The sequence below is a fragment of the Rhodophyticola porphyridii genome (assembly GCF_003688285.1).
GTDB classification, from domain to species: domain Bacteria; phylum Pseudomonadota; class Alphaproteobacteria; order Rhodobacterales; family Rhodobacteraceae; genus Rhodophyticola; species Rhodophyticola porphyridii.
The window spans coordinates 63,676-80,045 of record NZ_RCNT01000001.1 but is presented as its reverse complement, the minus strand read 5'-3'; the positions used below and the strand labels follow the sequence as shown (position 1 = coordinate 80,045).

The window sequence follows — 16,370 nt, the reverse complement described above, 5'->3', positions numbered from 1 at the left end:
CGAAGTCTAGCCAGAATTGAGGCAAAAGTTGGGCATCCGTCGCAGATTACCGTGGCAGGCCGCACCGCTTGTCCCCGCCTGCCACCGGCGCTATCGCTGACATCACCCCAATTGGAGAAAGCGAGCCCCCCGATGTCCCAGCCCGTCGATCCCGCCAAACTGACCGCCGATCTGGTGCGCTGCCCCTCGGTCACCCCGGAGGAAGGCGGCGCATTGCAGCTGCTGCAGGAGGCGCTCGCAGATGCCGGGTTTCTCAGCATCCGGGTCGACCGGAACGGGACGCCCAATCTGTTTGCGCGGTGGGGCACCAAGGGCCATGCCCGAAGCTTTGGCTTCAACGGCCATACCGATGTGGTGCCCGTCGGCGACGAAGCCGCCTGGACCCACCCGCCATTCGGCGCGGAGTTTGACGGGGGCTGGCTTTACGGACGTGGCGCAACCGACATGAAATCCGGTGTCGCCGCCTTTGTTGCCGCGGCGATCGATTTCGTGCGCACCACCCCGCCAGACGGCGCGATCATCCTTGCCATCACCGGGGATGAGGAGGGCAGTTCCACCGACGGCACGATCGCAATCCTCGACTGGATGGCCGAGGAGGGCGAGCAGATGACCGCCTGCCTCGTCGGCGAACCAACGTGCCCGGAGACCATCGGCGACATGATCAAGATCGGGCGGCGCGGCTCGATGACCGCGCATATCACTGTTGCCGGCAAGCAGGGCCATTCCGCCTATCTGCACAAGGCACTGAACCCGATGCCCGCGGTGGCGCTTCTGGCACATCGTCTGTCAAGTCGCGTGCTGGACGAAGGTACAGACCATTTCGATCCCTCCACCTGCTCGGTCACAACGATCGACACCGGCAATCCGGCCTCCAACGTCATCCCGGCCCAAACCCGGATGACCGTTAATCTGCGGTTCAACGATACCCATAGCGGGGCCTCCCTGACCGAGTGGCTGCAAGCGGAGGCCGACAGGGTCGCAGAAGAGACGGGTACGCGGATCACCCTTGAGGCAAAAATCTCCGGCGAACCGTTTCTGACGCCGCCAGGCGCACTGTCCACACTGGTCAGTCAGGCGATCCACAAGGAGACCAATCAGAATCCGGTTTTGTCCACCACCGGCGGGACATCCGACGCGCGATTCGTGAAATCTCATTGCCCGGTGGTGGAGTTCGGCCTTGTCGGACACAGGATGCATGAAGTGGATGAACGTGTCTGGGTACAGGATATCCACGACCTGAAACGGATCTATGGCCGTATCCTGACCGATTACTTCGCCTGAGCCGCCTCCCGCGCGCCGGTCTTCGTCCGGCCTGCATACCCGCCACCGGAGCCACCTCTCCGTTCCGGCCTCCCGGGTTCGGGCGGTCCGGCCGCATCGCACTTCACCGATGACGCGCCCGGTCCCTCGTGCTACCTCCCCTCTCATGAACCGTCTTCCTTCCAAATCAGACATCCTAGCCTGGATCGCCGATCATCCCGGCCAGACCTCCAAGCGTGACATCGCCAAGGCGTTTCATGTGAAGGGGGCGGCGCGGATCGACCTGAAAAAGATCCTCCGGGAACTGGAAGAGGACGGGCATCTTGAAAAGCGCCGCAAGACCTATCGCGATCCGGACAAGCTGCCGCCCGTGTCCGTCCTGCAGATGCTGCCGCCGGATGATCTGGGCGATCTGTTCGCGCACCCGCTGGAATGGCATGGCGAAGGGCCGGAGCCGCGCATTCTGTTCGCGCCCCGCGCCACCGACCCCGCACTTGGCGAGGGCGACCGGATCCTCGCACGCCTGCAGGAGGTCTCGGGCGAGGATCATCAGTATATCGCCCGCCTGATCCGGCGGATCGGCACCAACCCGCGCAAGCTGCTTGGTATCTTCCGCAAATCCGCCGAGGGTGGCCGCATCGTGCCCATCGCGAAGGGCAGCGACAAGGACTGGATCGTTGCCGCCGACGCCACCTACGGCGCCCGGGATGGCGAACTGGTCGAGGCGGAACAGGCGGGACCGAAAAACCGCATGGGCCTGCCTCGGGCGCGGATCACCGAGCGGTTGGGCGACCCCGGCGCGCCGAAGGCGGTCAGCCTGATCGCGATCCACGAACACGGCATTCCCGATGCCTTTCCCGATGCGGTTATCGACGAGGCCGACCGCGCCGGGCCGGCCGGGCTTTCCGGCCGTGACGACCTGCGCGACATGCCCCTTATCACCATCGACCCGGCCGATGCGCGCGACCACGACGATGCCTGCTATGCTCATGGCGATGACGACCCCAAAAACCCGGGCGGGCATGTGATCTGGGTCGCCATCGCGGATGTCGCGCATTACGTGCGCCCGGGCAGCGCGCTGGACCGCGAGGCGAAGAAACGCGGCAATTCCACATATTTCCCCGATCGGGTGGTGCCGATGCTGCCCGACCGGCTGTCGGGCGATCTCTGCTCGTTGCACGAAGGCGTGCCGCGGGCCTGCATTGCCGTGCGTATGGTGATCGACGCGGAGGGGGCGAAGCTTTCCCACAGTTTCCATCGCGGGCTCATGCGATCCGCCGCATCGCTGAATTACGAAGAGGTTCAGGCCGCCCAGGACGGGCAACCGAATGACAAATGCCAGCCCCTGCTGGATCCGGTTATCGCGCCGCTTTATGCCGCCTATGCCGCGCTGAAACGCGCCCGCGCCCACCGTCAGCCGCTGGAACTTGATCTGCCCGAACGCCGGATCGTGTTGAGCGAGGAGGGCAAGGTCACGTCCGTCGCGTTCAAGGACAGGCTCGATGCCCACAAGCTGATCGAGGAGTTCATGGTTCTGGCCAATGTCGCGGCCGCCGAGACCCTGATCGCAAAACGCACACCGCTGCTGTTCCGCGTTCATGAGGAACCGGACCGTCAGAAGATGGAGGCCTTGCGGGAAACCGCCCAAAGCAGCGGCTTCACATTGGCCAAGGGGCAGGTTCTACGGACGCAGCATCTGAATGCGCTCCTGAATGCCGCGCGCGACAGCGATTTCAGCGAACTGATCAGCATCTCCACCCTGCGTTCGATGCAGCAGGCCTATTACAATGCCGAGAATTTCGGCCATTTCGGACTGGCCCTGAAAAGCTACGCGCATTTCACCTCGCCCATCCGGCGCTACGCGGATCTGATCGTCCACCGGGCGCTGATCGCGGCCCACGGCTGGGGTCGCGACGGGTTGAGCCCAGAGGAGATCGAGCGGCTGGACGAGACGGCCAAACACATCTCCGACACCGAACGCCGCTCGATGATGGCGGAGCGCGACACGAATGACCGCTATCTGGCGGCTTATCTCTCCGACCGTGTGGGCGCGGAGTTCACCGGGCGCATCTCGGGCATCGCGCGGTTCGGCGCCTTCGTGAAACTGGACGAAACGGGTGCGGACGGCCTGCTCCCGATGCGCGCGCTCGGCCGGGAATACTTCCACCACGACGCCGAGGCGCAGACGCTGATGGGGGCCGATACCGGGCTGGTCATCGGCATCGGGCAGGAGGTGACGGTGAAACTGGCCGAAGCGGTCCCGGTCACCGGCGGGCTGACCTTGGAACTGGTGTCCATCGATGGCGAGATCGTGCGGCACGGACCCGGCGGGGACCGTAATTCGGGACGGCGTGGCAAGGCGCCCCGGCGCAAGGCCGGACAGGCCCGCGCCAAGGCCGCGAAAGGCAAGAAGAAGGTTCTGCGCAAGCGACGCTGAGCAACGCTTGCCTGAGGCGACGACCATGCCGATGGCGTCGGGTTTTTCGCATTTTCGCGATTTTTCCAAACCTGTCCGATCCGGCAACAGCCCGCGCATGGCCCGCATTCCGCTTCTTACCCGCCCCGGATCGCGCTATACTGAGGGTGAGCAGAGAACCAATAAAACAGGTATGGGCATGCGTGGCGTATGGGCCGGGATCGGCATTCTTTTCAGTTTTCTACCGGGTGCGGCGCTGCCATTTCCGCCGGATACCTCTTTGCGGCCAGAACCCCGGCCGGTGGCCGCCGTCACTGTGTCCACGCAGCAGGGATCGCATGCCGTCCGAACTTCGCTGCGCCCTGTCGCGCGCGGGATATCTCAACCGGTGCAAGCCGTTGCGCAGGTTCAGACCGTCGTGGATGACACTGGTTTTCGCCAATGGATTCAAAGGTTCCAGACCCGCGCCCGGGCCGCAGGCATCAGCCGGAACACTCTTGACCGGGCGTTTCGCAATGTCCGGCTCAACAGCACAGTCATTGACCGGGACCGCAACCAGTCGGAGTTTTCCCGGGCATTGTGGGATTATCTGGATACCGCCGTTTCTCCCACGCGCATCAACAATGGCCGCACCGCGTTCAGCCAGAATCAGCGCCTCCTGCAACAGATCGAGGCGACCTATCGCGTGGAGGCCGAAGTGGTCACCGCGATCTGGGGGCTGGAAAGCGCGTACGGCAATGTCCGCGGCGATATCAATATCATAGAGGCGATGGCCACCCTCGCCTATGAGGGCCGCAGACAGGAGTTCTTCGAAGCACAGCTGCTTGATGCGCTGCGGATCCTGCAAGCGGGCGACGTGCAGCCCGAGCAAATGAGCGGATCCTGGGCCGGGGCCATGGGCCACACGCAATTCATGCCCAACAGCTATCTGGAACATGCAGTCGACATCACCGGCGACGGTCGGCGCGACATCTGGTCGGACAATCCCGCCGACGCGCTGGCCTCCACCGCCAATTATCTCCGCAGCTTCGGCTGGACCCATGGGCAACCCTGGGGGATGGAGGTGGTTCTGCCACGCGGCTTCGACTACGCGCAATCGGGGGAGCGGATCAAACAGAACGTGAGCCAATGGAATGCGATGGGCGTGCGCCTGCCGGATGGCGGGCAACTGCCCGACCACGGCCCCTCGTCAATCCTGTTGCCGGCCGGAGCGGAGGGCGTGGCGCTGGTGATTTTCAACAACTTCCATGTGATCGAACGGTACAACACCGCGGATGCCTATGTGATCGCCGTCGGCCATCTGTCCGACCGGATCGCGGGCGGCGCCAGCTTCCGCGCCACATGGCCACGCACCGACCGGGCGTTGACGCGGGACGAACGTGAAGAACTGCAGCGCCGCCTGACCCGGGCGGGGTTTTCGACCAATGGCATCGACGGGATCGTCGGACCCGAAACCATCGAAGCCGTGCGCCGGTATCAGGCCTCCATCGGCGTGGTGCCCGATGGGTACGCCTCTCTCCGGGTATTGCAGCGCCTGCGCTAGATATAGATAGGGAACAGCGAAGCAGAAGGGATCAGGGCCGGACCAGGCTGACCGCGTTGCCGATCTGAACGGTTCCGGGCGTCACAACCTCCGCCGTCCAGCCGCCGTGGCCGCGCATCGCGGTGTAGCCCCCGGGGCCAAGCGCCTCTTCCATCCGGGAACAGGGTGCACAGGGGCCCGTGATGCGCAATCGCGCCGCGCCGAGGGTAAGGATGCGCCCGCGCAGGGCCGCCAGATTGATCCGGGATATCATCAGGTTTCGGCGCAGCATTTGCGGGGTGACCGCCTCCAGCCCCGCAAATGCTGCGATCACGGGCAGATGTTCGGCCTGAACAAGGGTGACAGCGCGCTTTCCCGGTTTCGTGCGATGATCGCCGTCAAGGCCGGTTTCCGAGATCCCGACCCTCTGGACTGAGATCATTCCTGCCCGGCGCGCAGGGCGCAGCCCGATCCAGTCTAGCCGACCGTCCCGCGCGTGGCGCGCTGTGAGGGTGGAAAGTGTCTCCATGCACGCAATCCATGACACGGGCGTGCACACCGGCCAAGACACGCCTTGACGCGCCGAAGCGCCCGGGCGGATAGTCGTGGCGGAAAGGGGGGCCTCAGATGACCCGTGGGTTCCAGGTGCGCGCGTTGGGAGAGATCGCCATTCGCTGCGACGACATCGCAGCGATGAGCGCATTTTACGAAGGTATCATCGGCTTGACGAGACTCAGCGGCAATACCGGGGACGGGATCGTGTTTTTCCGCATTGCCGACGGGTTCGCCGGGCACACGGCAGTGCTGGCCCTGTTCGACAAGAGCGTTTCCGGGCGGCCGGGTCTGCATCCAACAGGCGAGGATGCACCCGAAACCGGGGCGCGATCATCCCTGCATCACCTTGCCCTGAGCCTGCCCTTTGCCGAGCAGGAGGCGGTCATGGCCTGGTACGAGGCCAAAGGCCAACCTTACAGGGTTGAGCATTTCGGCTGGATCGGCTGGCGTGGCATCTTCACCGAGGACCCCGAAGGCAACACGGTGGAACTGGTCGCGAAAGATCCGGACTGGTCCGCACCCTAGACCGCGGCCTTGCGGCTTTCCTCCAGATAGATCTCCCGCAAGCGGGTGGCCACGGCGCCAGGCTTTCCGGTTCCGATCGGCGCGCCGTCCATCTCCACCACCGGCATCACGAAACTGCTGGCCGAGGTGATGAACGCCTCGTCCGCCGCTTTCGCCTCGTCGATGGTGAAGGGCCGTTCCTCCACCCGCATTTGTGCTTCGCGCGCGAAACGGAGCACGGCCGCGCGGGTGATCCCGTGGAGGATTTCCGTGCCCAACTGCCGGGTGACGATGGTATTTCCCTTCACGATATAGGCATTGTTGGATGTGCCCTCGGTCACTGCGCCGTCTTCGACCATCCAGGCGTCATCGGCCCCCGCCGCCTTGGCCATCATCTTGCCCATCGAAGGGTAGAGCAGCTGCACCGTCTTGATATCACGGCGGCCCCACCGCTGATCCTCGATCGAGATCACCTTGATGCCCGTGCGCGCCGCCGGGCTGTCGGCAAGACCGGGCTTGGATTGGGTGAAGAGCACCAGCGTTGGCGTGGCGTCCGTGGGATAGGCAAAATCCCTGTCCGCCGCCCCCCGGGTGATTTGCAGATAGACCAGCCCGTCGGTGATATCGTTTTCAGCCACCAGACGGCGATGAATTTCCAGCAGGTCATCCACGGAGCAGGGGGCGGATATCTCAAGCTCGCCAAGCGACCGTTCCAGACGCTTGGCGTGGCCCGCGAAGTCGATCAGCTTGCCGTCCAGGACAGAGGTCACCTCGTAAACGCCATCGGCAAAGAGAAAGCCCCGATCGAAGATGGAGATGGTGGCCCTTTCCTCGGGCAGATACTCGCCATTGACGTAGACAGTGCGGGACATAGGGGCATACCTCTGATTTTTCCGGTCTCAGGTGGGTCCGAGGGCGCGGGTCTGTCAACCCCGTTTCAGTGGCCGAGTACGCGCGCGATCCCATGGCGCAACCGCGTGACGGAGAAATCATGCCCGCCCGGGAAGGTACAGAAATCAAGCACCTGACCGGCGGCGTTTTCGGATTGCCGGCACATCATATCGCCCGGGGCCTGTACGGTTTCCGTGTAGGAAAAGGCGCCATGGGCCGCATAAGTCGCCAGCGCCGTCGGGACATCGCCTTGCCGGGCCTCACCGATCTGGCGCCCGCCAAGTGGCACGACGCTGTCCTGCGTTCCGTGGATATGAACAAGGTTGGCCGGCGCAGCGCTGCAGGTTTCCGGCACCGGCGCCCAGAAGGTCCCGGATATCGGGACGAACCCGGCAAACTGACCCGGCATTCCGCAGGCAAGCGTCCAGGTCATCATCCCGCCCGCCGAAAAGCCCGTGGCCACAACACGGTCGCGATCAAGAGCGACGCGGGCCGCCACATCATCCAGCACGGCGGCGACATAGGTGTATTCCAGCGCCTCGGTCTGGGCCGGATTTCGGGGGCGATGGGCAAGGTTCCAGTCATCGCCTGCGGATTTCAGCGCGACGAAGACCATTCCCAGCTCATCGGCCAGACCGCGCAGCGAGCGGTTGCGCATCACGCCCTCGGCGCTGCCGCGATAGCCATGGGCAAAGACGACCGCACCGACCGGGTCGGGACCTAGATTTTCGGGGAGGTAGAGCCGATAGCTGCGCTCCCCGATCATGCAGTCCGTATCCGGCCCGCAGGCCGCGGCCGGGCTTGCGAAAAGAACCGTCAGAAAAAGGGCGAGCCTGCGCATGGCGAAACATCCTGTATCCAGTCAGACAGGATGGTGCAGCCTGCGGCGCGGGATTGCACCGCACGGTTGCGTGACCTCAGCCCCAGAGATCCGCCGCGGGCGGCAACACGGTGCTGCCATCGAAGCGCAGAGGCACGTCGCGGTCTTCCGCCAGAAGGAGCGGACCGTCGAGATCGACCAGATCGACGCCCTGTGCCACCAGCATCGCGGGGGCCATGGCAAGGGAGGAACCGACCATGCAGCCGACCATGACCTTGTAGCCGGCCTCCTGCGCCGCGCTGCGAAGCGCCAGAGCCTCGGTCAGCCCGCCGGTCTTGTCGAGTTTGATGTTGACCATTTCGTACTTCCCGGCCAGCCCCGGAAGGCTGGACCGGTCATGGCAGCTTTCATCGGCGCAAATGGGCAGCGGCCGGTCGATTTCCGACAGAAGATCATCCTGCCCCGCGGGCAGCGGCTGTTCCACCATTTCCACGCCGAGACGGATCAGATGCGGGGCGAGATCGGCATAAACCTCCGCCGACCAGCCTTCGTTTGCATCGACGATGATGCGGGATGCGGGCGCGCCCGCGCGCACGGCTTCCAGCCTTGGCATGTCATCGGGTGTGCCCAGCTTGATTTTGAGAAGCGGGCGGAAGCTGTGTTTCGTCGCCGCCGCGCGCATGTTGTCCGGCGTGTCGAGCGACAGGGTGAAGGCCGTGACCACCGGCCCGGGCCGCGGCAGCCCGGCCAGCTGCCAGACAGGCGCACCGGTCTGTTTCGCTTGCCAGTCCCACAGCGCGCAATCCACTGCGTTCCGCGCGGCGCCGGCAGGCAACGCATCCTGCAGATCCTGGCGGGAGATCCCTTGCGGCAGCTCCTCGATCTGCGCCGTCACGCTCTCGCGCGTTTCCCCATACCGCCCATAGGGCACGCATTCGCCCTGACCGATGACGCCGTCGCGGATGACCCTTGCGGTCAGCACATGTGCCTCGCTGCGCGACCCGCGCGCGATGGTGAAAACCTCCGCGAGGCGAAACGTATCCGGCGTGACCGAGATCATAGGCCCGACAGCGCATCTACCAGCCGGCCGGCCCCCTGCCGGAACGGATCGACCGTGGCCAGGCCCATCCGTGCCTCCACCTCGGCAAGATGATCGAGCGCCTCATCCTCGGCCATTGCGGCGGTGTTGATCGAGATCCCGACAACCTCGGCTGCCGGATTTGCGATGCGTGCCAGCGGCAGGGCGGTATCGCGCAACGCCTCAAGCGAGGGCAGATCGTAACCGGGCAGCCCGCGCATATGCGTACGGGTCGGCTCATGGCTGAGGATCAGGGCATCGGGTTGCCCCCCGTGGATCAGCGCCATCGTGACTCCGGAATAGGAGACATGGAACAGGCTGCCCTGGCCCTCGATATGGTCCCAGTGGTCGGCGTCATTGTCGGGGGTCAGCCATTCGACGGCCCCGGCGATGAAATCCGCCACCACCGCGTCCAGCGGTACGCCGTCGCCGGTAATCAGAATGCCGGTTTGCCCGGTGGCCCGGAAACTCGATTTGAGGCCGCGCGCCTTCATCTCCTTGTCCATCGCCAGCGACGTGTACATCTTGCCGACCGAGCAATCCGTGCCCACCGCAAGGCAGCGTTTGCCCGTTCGCTTCAGGCCATTGGCAATCGGATAGGCCACTTCCGGCACGCGGACATCGTGCAGCGCCCGACCCGTCGCCTTGGCCACGGCGGCAAGATCGGGCTCGTCGCGCAGCAGGTTATGCAGACCGGAGGCCAGATCGAACCCCTCCTCCAGCGCCATGACCAGCACCTTCTTCCATGCCGCCGAAATCACACCGCCGCGATTTGCCACGCCCACCACCAGTGTCCGCGCCCCGGCAGACCGGGCCTGGGCCAGGGTCATGTCGGGCAGGCCGATATCCGCGTTGCACCCCTCCATCCGAAACTGGCCGACGCAATTGTCGGGCCGCCAGTCGCGGATGCCGCGCGCAACCTTGGCGGCCAGTTGATCCGGCGCATCACCAAGGAAAAGCAGATAGGGGGTCTGGATCATCTTTCGCGCACTCCGATGGCCATGTTTGTCCTAGCAAGTTTAGGGGCGGCAGACCGGAATTACTTCGCAGCTTTGACGCTCTGCATACGCTATGGGCGGAGTTTCTTCGGCCTGAAGGCGAGTTGGCGCAAGAATTGTGCAGATAGCAACCGGTTTGCCCCCGATACATCGCGAATCGCCGATTGCCGGGCTACCCCTGTGTCAGCAACGCGATCGGGCTCGTATCCGTCCGCTCGAAATCCACCGGAGCGTGATGCACGGCGGGGGTATTGCGCTTGTATTCATAGCGCATCAGGTCCCCGTCCCGGGCTGAGGCGACGATCAGCGCCTGATAGAGATGCTGCGGCCCGTCATAGATATCCACCAGACCCCGCAGATTTGGTGCATTTTCCGCATCCACGGCAAAGCCTTCATCCGCGTAATCGAGAATCGGATACACGTTTTCGCCCACGTGAACCCTGCGGCGTGCGCGGCGTTTCATGTCGCGTTTGCGGGCCGCATTGAGGCCATCAAGCACTTCTTTGGGCAAAAAACCGGTCATGGCAGCACCTTTCCCCAGACATGGTTAAGATGTCGTAACCATGCGTTCCGTCAAGATTTTCCCTGAACGGCACGGGCAGGCGTCACCGCTTGGCCACAGTCGGCCTGTGCATTCCTGCCGATGTCTCCCTGCGCCGGTTCCTGTTTCCCCCGGCGGCCCCGGGCACTACCTCTGCCCAGTGAGCAAAAAGAGAGGAGCGCGGATATGGGCCTTTTGGTCGACGGCGAATGGCAGGACAAGTGGTACGAGACCGAGTCGACGGATGGCGCCTTCAAGCGTCAGGAGGCGCAGTTTCGCAACTGGATCACCGCAGATGGCAGCGCTGGCCCCTCGGGCGAGGGCGGGTTCAAGGCCGAAAGCGGGCGCTATCATCTTTATGTCTCCCATGCCTGCCCCTGGGCCAACCGGACCCTGATTTTCCGCGCGCTGAAAGGGCTGGAGGATCACATCGACATCTCGGTCGTGCATCCCGACATGCTGTCCGAGGGCTGGACCTTCGATACGGATTTCGACGGCGCGACGGGAGACCGACTGTTCGGCCTGCCCTTCGCGCGGGATATCTATCTGCGCGCGAAGTCCGACATGACAGGCCGGGTGACCGTCCCGATCCTGTGGGACAAGGAGCGGGAAACCATCGTCTCCAACGAAAGCGCCGAAATCATCCGCATGTTCAACGCCGCCTTCAACGACATCACAGGCGACACGCAGGATTTCTACCCCGAACCGCTGCGCGAGCAGATCGACAGCATCAATGCGCGCGTCTATTCCGATATCAACAACGGGGTCTACAAATCCGGTTTCGCCACCTCGCAACACGCCTATGATACCGCCGTCACCGCGCTTTTCGAGGCTTTGGGATGGGTCGAGGGGATGCTGTCGAAAACCCGCTATCTGGCCGGCGATCAGGTGACCGAGGCGGACTGGCGCCTGCTGACAACGCTTGTCCGTTTCGATCAGGTCTACCACTTGCATTTCAAATGCAACCGGCGGCGCATCGTCGATTACCCGAACCTCTGGGCCTACACGCGGGAACTCTATCAATGGCCGGGTGTCGCGGACACGATCCATTTCGATCACATCGTGCGGCATTATCACTACAGCCATGACAGCATCAATCCGCACCGCATCATTCCGATCAACCCGGTGATCGACTGGGCCGAGCCCCATGGGCGGGAGGCGTTGCAGGCGGCCTGAAAATCAGGTTCAACCGGCTCCATGACAGGGCCGGCTCACACAAAACGCGATCACGGCGGCGGGATCGATGCCGCCGCCCGCCGCTTTGGCGGGCGGCGGCACGAGTGGCTGGATCTGTCGACCGGCATCAACCCGGTGCCATATCCGGTTGGCGATGTTCCCAAGGCGGCGTGGGAGGCCCTGCCCGATGTCCGGGCCATGGACGCACTTCTGACCCAGGCGCGCCGGTTCTGGGGTCTTCCGGACGGGACGGATATTCTGGCGGCCCCGGGGGCCTCGGCGCTGATCGCCCATCTGCCGCGGCTTGCCCCGGCGGCCAAGGTCACCATCAACGGCCCCACATATAACGAACATGAGGCGGCGTTTCGCGCGGCAGGCTGGCAGCTGGGGCGCGCGGGCGATGCGCAAGTCATCGTCCAGCCCAACAACCCCGATGGCCGGATGCTGGATGCGGCGGAGATCCCGCCGCGCGCGCTGACCGTGATCGACGAAAGCTTCTGCGACGTCACGCCCGAGCGCACACTGATCGGGCTGGCCCGGCGACCGGGCACACTTGTCCTGAAGAGCTTCGGCAAGTTCTGGGGGCTCGCGGGGCTGCGTCTTGGCTTCGCGATCGCGCGGCCCGAAACCCTGGCACAGCTTGCGGAGAGGCTCGGGCCGTGGCCCGTCTCCGGCCCGGCGCTGCATATCGCGGCACGTGCGCTGAGCGACGATGCCTGGGCGGAGGAGACCCGCAGACGGCTTGCCGCGGACGCCGTACGGATGGACGCCCTGATGGCCGGTGCCGGCGCAACGCTTGCCGGCGGCACATCTCTCTTCCGGCTTTACGATGTCGCTGACGCGCGCGCCTGGCAAACCCGCCTTGCCCGGCACCGTATCTGGACGCGCATCTTCCCCTATTCCAGCCGCTGGATCCGCCTTGGCCTTCCGCATCCCGACCACTGGCAACGGCTGGAGGCCGCAATCGGCGACCCGGGCCGGCCATGAGCCTGTTCTTCGCTCTCTTGCTGGACGCGATTTTGGGGGAGCCGCGCTGGCTCTGGTCGCGCATCCCGCATCCCGCGGTTCTGATGGGGCGCGCGGTCGGCTGGTGCGATACCCGCTTCAACACCGGTTCAAACCGCGTGGCGAAAGGCATTTTCGCACTCGCAGGGCTGATCGGTCTGGCGACCATGATCGGTGTGATCGCGAATGCCCTGCCTCTTGGCTGGCTCTGGTCCACCCTTGGCGCGGCCATCCTTCTGGCGCAGCGCAGCCTCGTGCAGCACGTGCAGGCGGTGGCCGATGCACTGCGGTACGGCTCCCTGCCCGGGCGCCGGACCGTGGCAATGATCGTCGGGCGCGACACCCGCGCCATGACCGAGCCGGAGATCGCCCGCGCGGCCATCGAAAGCGCCGCCGAAAACCTCTCCGACGGGGTGGTGGCGCCGGCATTCTGGTTTCTTGCGCTCGGGTTGCCGGGCATTTTGATCTACAAGATCGTGAACACCGCCGACAGCATGATCGGCCATCGCACCGCCCGGCATGCGCAATTCGGGTGGGCTGCCGCCCGGCTGGACGATGTTCTGAACTGGGTGCCCGCAAGGCTCACCGCGCTTCTTATCGCCATGGCCCACGGCGCCCCGCAGGCCTGGCACATCGCCCGCCGCGAGGCGTGGATGCACCGGTCCCCCAACGCGGGCTGGCCCGAGGCGGCGATGGCGGGCGTTCTGGGCATCGCGCTGTCCGGTCCGCGCAGCTATCACGGAGAGCGCAAGGCGTTTCCCTACGTGAATGAGTCCGGCCGCAAGGACCCCGGGCCGCGCGACATCGACGCCGCCATAGGCGTGCTTTGGCGAACATGGGCGCTGATGCTTGGGCTTGTTTTCGCCCTCGCGCTGTTCTGACGGTTTGCCAGCCTACGCAACCTTGCTAATCTGCCGACGTTCGCAAAAAACAGGATTTCCCAATGCGCATTTGGTCCGCCGCCCTTCTCGCCGTCACGCTCAGCGCGGCGCCCGCCCTCGCCCAGCAATGCGGCGGGGATTTCAGCAGCTTCGTCAACGGTCTGCGCTCCGAAGCGGTCAGCCGGGGCCATTCCCAGGCGAATGTCGATGCGTTCTTCCGCTCGGTCCGGTTCGACCAGTCGGTGATCAATGCCGATCGCCGGCAGGGGGTGTTCCAACTGCCCTTTACTGAATTTTCACGCCGGGTGATCAGTCAGAACAGGATCACAAACGGGGCCCGCAACAGCCAGCGCTACGACGCCGTCTTCGACGTGGCCGAGAGGCAATTCGGCGTCTCCCGCGGGGTGCTTCTGGCCTTTTGGGCACTGGAGACGGATTACGGGGCGGTTCAGGGCGATTTCAACACGTTGAACGCGCTGGTGACGCTGTCTCATGATTGCCGCCGCCCGCAGCTTTTCCGCCCGCAGATCTTCGCGGCGCTGGAACTCTTCGAGAACGGCGATTTTGACCCGGCCACGACCACCGGGGCCTGGGCGGGGGAAATCGGCATGGTGCAGATGCTCCCCGAAGATATCCTGACCCGGGGTGTCGACGGTGACGGCGACGGGCATGTCACCCTGAAAACCTCGCCGGCCGATGCGCTCCTGTCCGGTGCCAACATGCTGCGCGGACTTGGCTGGCGCGCGAACGAGCCCTGGCTGGTCGAGATCACTGTGCCCGACAACCTGGACTGGGCGCAGACCGGCCTCGACACCACCCGCCGGGTATCGGAATGGGAGGCGGCTGGCATTCGCGCCAGAACCGGAAGCCTGCCGGGCCGCAACCTTCAGGCCTCCGTTCTCCTGCCTCAGGGCCGCAACGGTCCGGCCTTCCTCGCATACCCTAATTTCAATGTGTTCTTCGAATGGAATCAAAGCTTTGTCTATGTGACCACCGCCGCATATTTCGCCACACGCCTGGAGGGCGCGCCGGTTTACAACGCGGGCGGCGCCACCGGCGGGCTCAGCCCCGACCAGATGCGCCAGCTGCAGCAGCGGCTCGTGGCGCGCGGCCATGACGTGGGCGGGGTCGATGGCATTCTGGGCCGGATGACCCGAGCGGCCGTGCAGGCCGAACAGCAGCGCCTCGGCCTGCCGGCGGATGCCTGGCCGACGGTGGAACTGCTGCGCGCGCTCTGAGCTTCCGCCGCACTGCGGCATTTCGACTGGTTTTCGCCGGCCCCCAGACCGGCAGAGTGGCTCCGACCCCATTTCGGAGCCGCGATCCTGACGCTTGCCACCATCCTGATCCCGCTGACCCTGTTGATCTGGCTCGCCTGGCGGGGAGTTTCGGTTCTGATCCTGTCGCCTGTGATGGCGTTGCTTGCCGCCGGCATGGCCGGAGAGCCGCTTCTGGCCAGTCTCACCCAACGCTTCATGCCCGCGACCGGTGGCTTCATCATCTCCTACTTCCTGCTGTTTCTGCTTGGGGCGGTCTTCGGCCGGATCATGGAGGACAGCGGCGCGGCCCGCCGCGTGGCCGATGGCATCGTGCGCGCCCTCGGCCAGCAACAGGCGATCCCGGCAGTGGTGATTTCCTGCGCGATCCTGACCTATGGCGGTGTGTCGCTTTTCGTGGTCGCCTTCGCGATCTACCCGCTGGCCATGGCGCTCTTTCGCAGCGCGGACCTGCCGCGACGGCTGATCCCGGCCTCCATTGCGCTTGGCGCCTTTACGTTCACGATGACTGCCCTTCCCGGGACGCCCGCGATCCAGAACGCGATACCGATGCCGTATTTCGGCACCACCGCCTTCGCCGCACCTGGGCTTGGCATCATCGCCGGGCTCATCATGGCGGGATTCGGCCTGTTCTGGCTCGCCCGGCGCGCCCGCACGCTCAGGGCCGCGGGCGAGCATTTCGAAAGCCCGCCGCGCGGGACGGAAATCGTGGAAGACACCCCGAGCCAGCCGCTGATCCGCAAGCCGATGCCGCTTTGGTTGGCGCTCAGCCCGATCCTGTCGGTGCTGATCCTGAACTTCGTGTTCAGCACCATCCTGCTGCCCGGGCTCGATACCAGCTATCTGGCCGATCCGCGTTGGGGCAACACCGATGCAGGCGCTCTGATCGGGATCTGGTCGATCATCGCGGCGCTGATCTGCAGCATCCTGCTGGCGATGGCGCTTTTCAATCGAACGCTCGACCAGCCGGCCAACTCTCTCAGCCGGGGGGCCGAAGCCTCGCTTCTACCGATCTTCAACACCAGCGCCCTCGTCGGTTTCGGTGCGGTCGCCGCGGGTCTTCCCGCCTTCGAAATGGTCCGCGATGCCGTGGCCGCGCTACCCGGCGGGCCGCTGATTTCCCTTGCCGCCTCCTCGGCGATCCTGGCCGGGATCACCGGGTCTGCCTCGGGCGGGATGAGCATCGCCCTCGACGCGCTTGGCGATCAGTATGTGGCAAGCGCCGAGGCGGCCGGGATCGAACCGTCGCTGATGCACCGTGTGATGTCGATCGCCACCGGCGGTCTCGACGCCCTGCCCCATAACGGCGCGGTGATCACCCTTTTCGCCATCGGCCGCCTGAGCCACAAGGAAAGCTATGCGGATGTGTTCATGGTGGCCGTCGCGATCCCGACACTGGCACTGATCGTGGTGCTCACGCTTGGCGGCCTGTTCGGCAGTTTCTAA

15 protein-coding genes are annotated in these 16,370 nt (G+C 64.8%); 9 read left to right on the top strand and 6 right to left on the bottom strand.

What is annotated here, in order from left to right:
* Positions 1-132 precede the first annotated feature (132 nt).
* The 3 genes from dapE to D9R08_RS00370 all read left to right on the top strand — a co-directional run bounded on the left by dapE (position 133) and on the right by D9R08_RS00370 (position 5,219).
* Positions 133-1,281 (top strand): succinyl-diaminopimelate desuccinylase, encoded by a 1,149-nt coding sequence (gene dapE / locus D9R08_RS00380; RefSeq protein WP_121896037.1) that lies wholly within the window; start codon positions 133-135, stop codon positions 1,279-1,281.
* A 145-nt stretch (positions 1,282-1,426) separates the two neighbouring features.
* Complete coding sequence (gene rnr, locus D9R08_RS00375) at positions 1,427-3,697, top strand: ribonuclease R (protein ID WP_121896036.1); 2,271 nt, start codon at positions 1,427-1,429, stop codon at positions 3,695-3,697.
* Between the two features lie 397 nt (positions 3,698-4,094).
* The gene (locus D9R08_RS00370; RefSeq protein WP_325048847.1) at positions 4,095-5,219 is read left to right on the top strand and encodes a lytic murein transglycosylase; all 1,125 of its coding nucleotides are present in this window, start codon (positions 4,095-4,097) and stop codon (positions 5,217-5,219) included.
* A gap of 31 nt (positions 5,220-5,250) precedes the next feature.
* Here D9R08_RS00370 and D9R08_RS00365 read toward each other — a convergent pair whose 3' ends face one another.
* On the bottom strand, positions 5,251-5,727 hold the full coding sequence (locus tag D9R08_RS00365; RefSeq protein WP_121896035.1) for an MOSC domain-containing protein: 477 nt from the start codon (positions 5,725-5,727) through the stop codon (positions 5,251-5,253).
* Between the two features lie 98 nt (positions 5,728-5,825).
* On the opposite strand from D9R08_RS00365, the gene D9R08_RS00360 reads away from it, so the two are divergent.
* The gene (locus D9R08_RS00360) at positions 5,826-6,278 is read left to right on the top strand and encodes a VOC family protein (RefSeq protein WP_121896034.1); all 453 of its coding nucleotides are present in this window, start codon (positions 5,826-5,828) and stop codon (positions 6,276-6,278) included.
* Here the strand turns inward: D9R08_RS00360 and D9R08_RS00355 are convergent.
* The 5 genes from D9R08_RS00355 to D9R08_RS00335 all read right to left on the bottom strand — a co-directional run bounded on the left by D9R08_RS00355 (position 6,275) and on the right by D9R08_RS00335 (position 10,567).
* On the bottom strand, positions 6,275-7,129 hold the full coding sequence (locus D9R08_RS00355; RefSeq protein ID WP_121896033.1) for a D-amino-acid transaminase: 855 nt from the start codon (positions 7,127-7,129) through the stop codon (positions 6,275-6,277). The two genes, D9R08_RS00360 and D9R08_RS00355, sit on opposite strands and share 4 nt — an antisense overlap.
* A gap of 65 nt (positions 7,130-7,194) precedes the next feature.
* Positions 7,195-7,989, bottom strand: a complete 795-nt coding sequence (locus tag D9R08_RS00350) for an alpha/beta hydrolase family esterase (protein ID WP_121896032.1) — start codon at positions 7,987-7,989, stop codon at positions 7,195-7,197.
* A gap of 76 nt (positions 7,990-8,065) precedes the next feature.
* Positions 8,066-9,028 (bottom strand): N-acetyl-D-Glu racemase DgcA, encoded by a 963-nt coding sequence (gene dgcA, locus D9R08_RS00345; protein WP_121896031.1) that lies wholly within the window; start codon positions 9,026-9,028, stop codon positions 8,066-8,068.
* Positions 9,025-10,026 (bottom strand): N-acetyltransferase DgcN, encoded by a 1,002-nt coding sequence (gene dgcN / locus D9R08_RS00340; RefSeq protein ID WP_121896030.1) that lies wholly within the window; start codon positions 10,024-10,026, stop codon positions 9,025-9,027. The genes dgcA and dgcN overlap by 4 nt, the downstream gene beginning before the upstream one ends.
* A 190-nt stretch (positions 10,027-10,216) precedes the next feature.
* On the bottom strand, positions 10,217-10,567 hold the full coding sequence (locus D9R08_RS00335) for a hypothetical protein (protein WP_121896029.1): 351 nt from the start codon (positions 10,565-10,567) through the stop codon (positions 10,217-10,219).
* 204 nt (positions 10,568-10,771) lie between these two features.
* Between D9R08_RS00335 and D9R08_RS00330 the strand changes: the two genes are divergently transcribed.
* The 5 genes from D9R08_RS00330 to D9R08_RS00310 all read left to right on the top strand — a co-directional run bounded on the left by D9R08_RS00330 (position 10,772) and on the right by D9R08_RS00310 (position 16,370).
* Positions 10,772-11,761 carry a glutathione S-transferase family protein gene (locus D9R08_RS00330; RefSeq protein ID WP_121896028.1) on the top strand — a complete coding sequence of 330 codons (990 nt, stop codon included), beginning with the start codon at positions 10,772-10,774 and terminating at the stop codon, positions 11,759-11,761.
* A 21-nt stretch (positions 11,762-11,782) separates the two neighbouring features.
* Complete coding sequence (locus D9R08_RS00325) at positions 11,783-12,748, top strand: threonine-phosphate decarboxylase (protein ID WP_121896027.1); 966 nt, start codon at positions 11,783-11,785, stop codon at positions 12,746-12,748.
* The gene (cbiB, locus tag D9R08_RS00320) at positions 12,745-13,647 is read left to right on the top strand and encodes an adenosylcobinamide-phosphate synthase CbiB (RefSeq protein ID WP_121896026.1); all 903 of its coding nucleotides are present in this window, start codon (positions 12,745-12,747) and stop codon (positions 13,645-13,647) included. Before D9R08_RS00325 ends, cbiB begins: the two co-directional genes overlap by 4 nt.
* A 62-nt stretch (positions 13,648-13,709) precedes the next feature.
* Positions 13,710-14,885, top strand: coding sequence for a lytic murein transglycosylase (locus D9R08_RS00315; RefSeq protein ID WP_121896025.1), 1,176 nt, complete (start codon positions 13,710-13,712; stop codon positions 14,883-14,885).
* Positions 14,886-14,969: 84 nt separating this feature from the next.
* Positions 14,970-16,370 (top strand): GntP family permease, encoded by a 1,401-nt coding sequence (locus tag D9R08_RS00310; RefSeq protein ID WP_121896024.1) that lies wholly within the window; start codon positions 14,970-14,972, stop codon positions 16,368-16,370.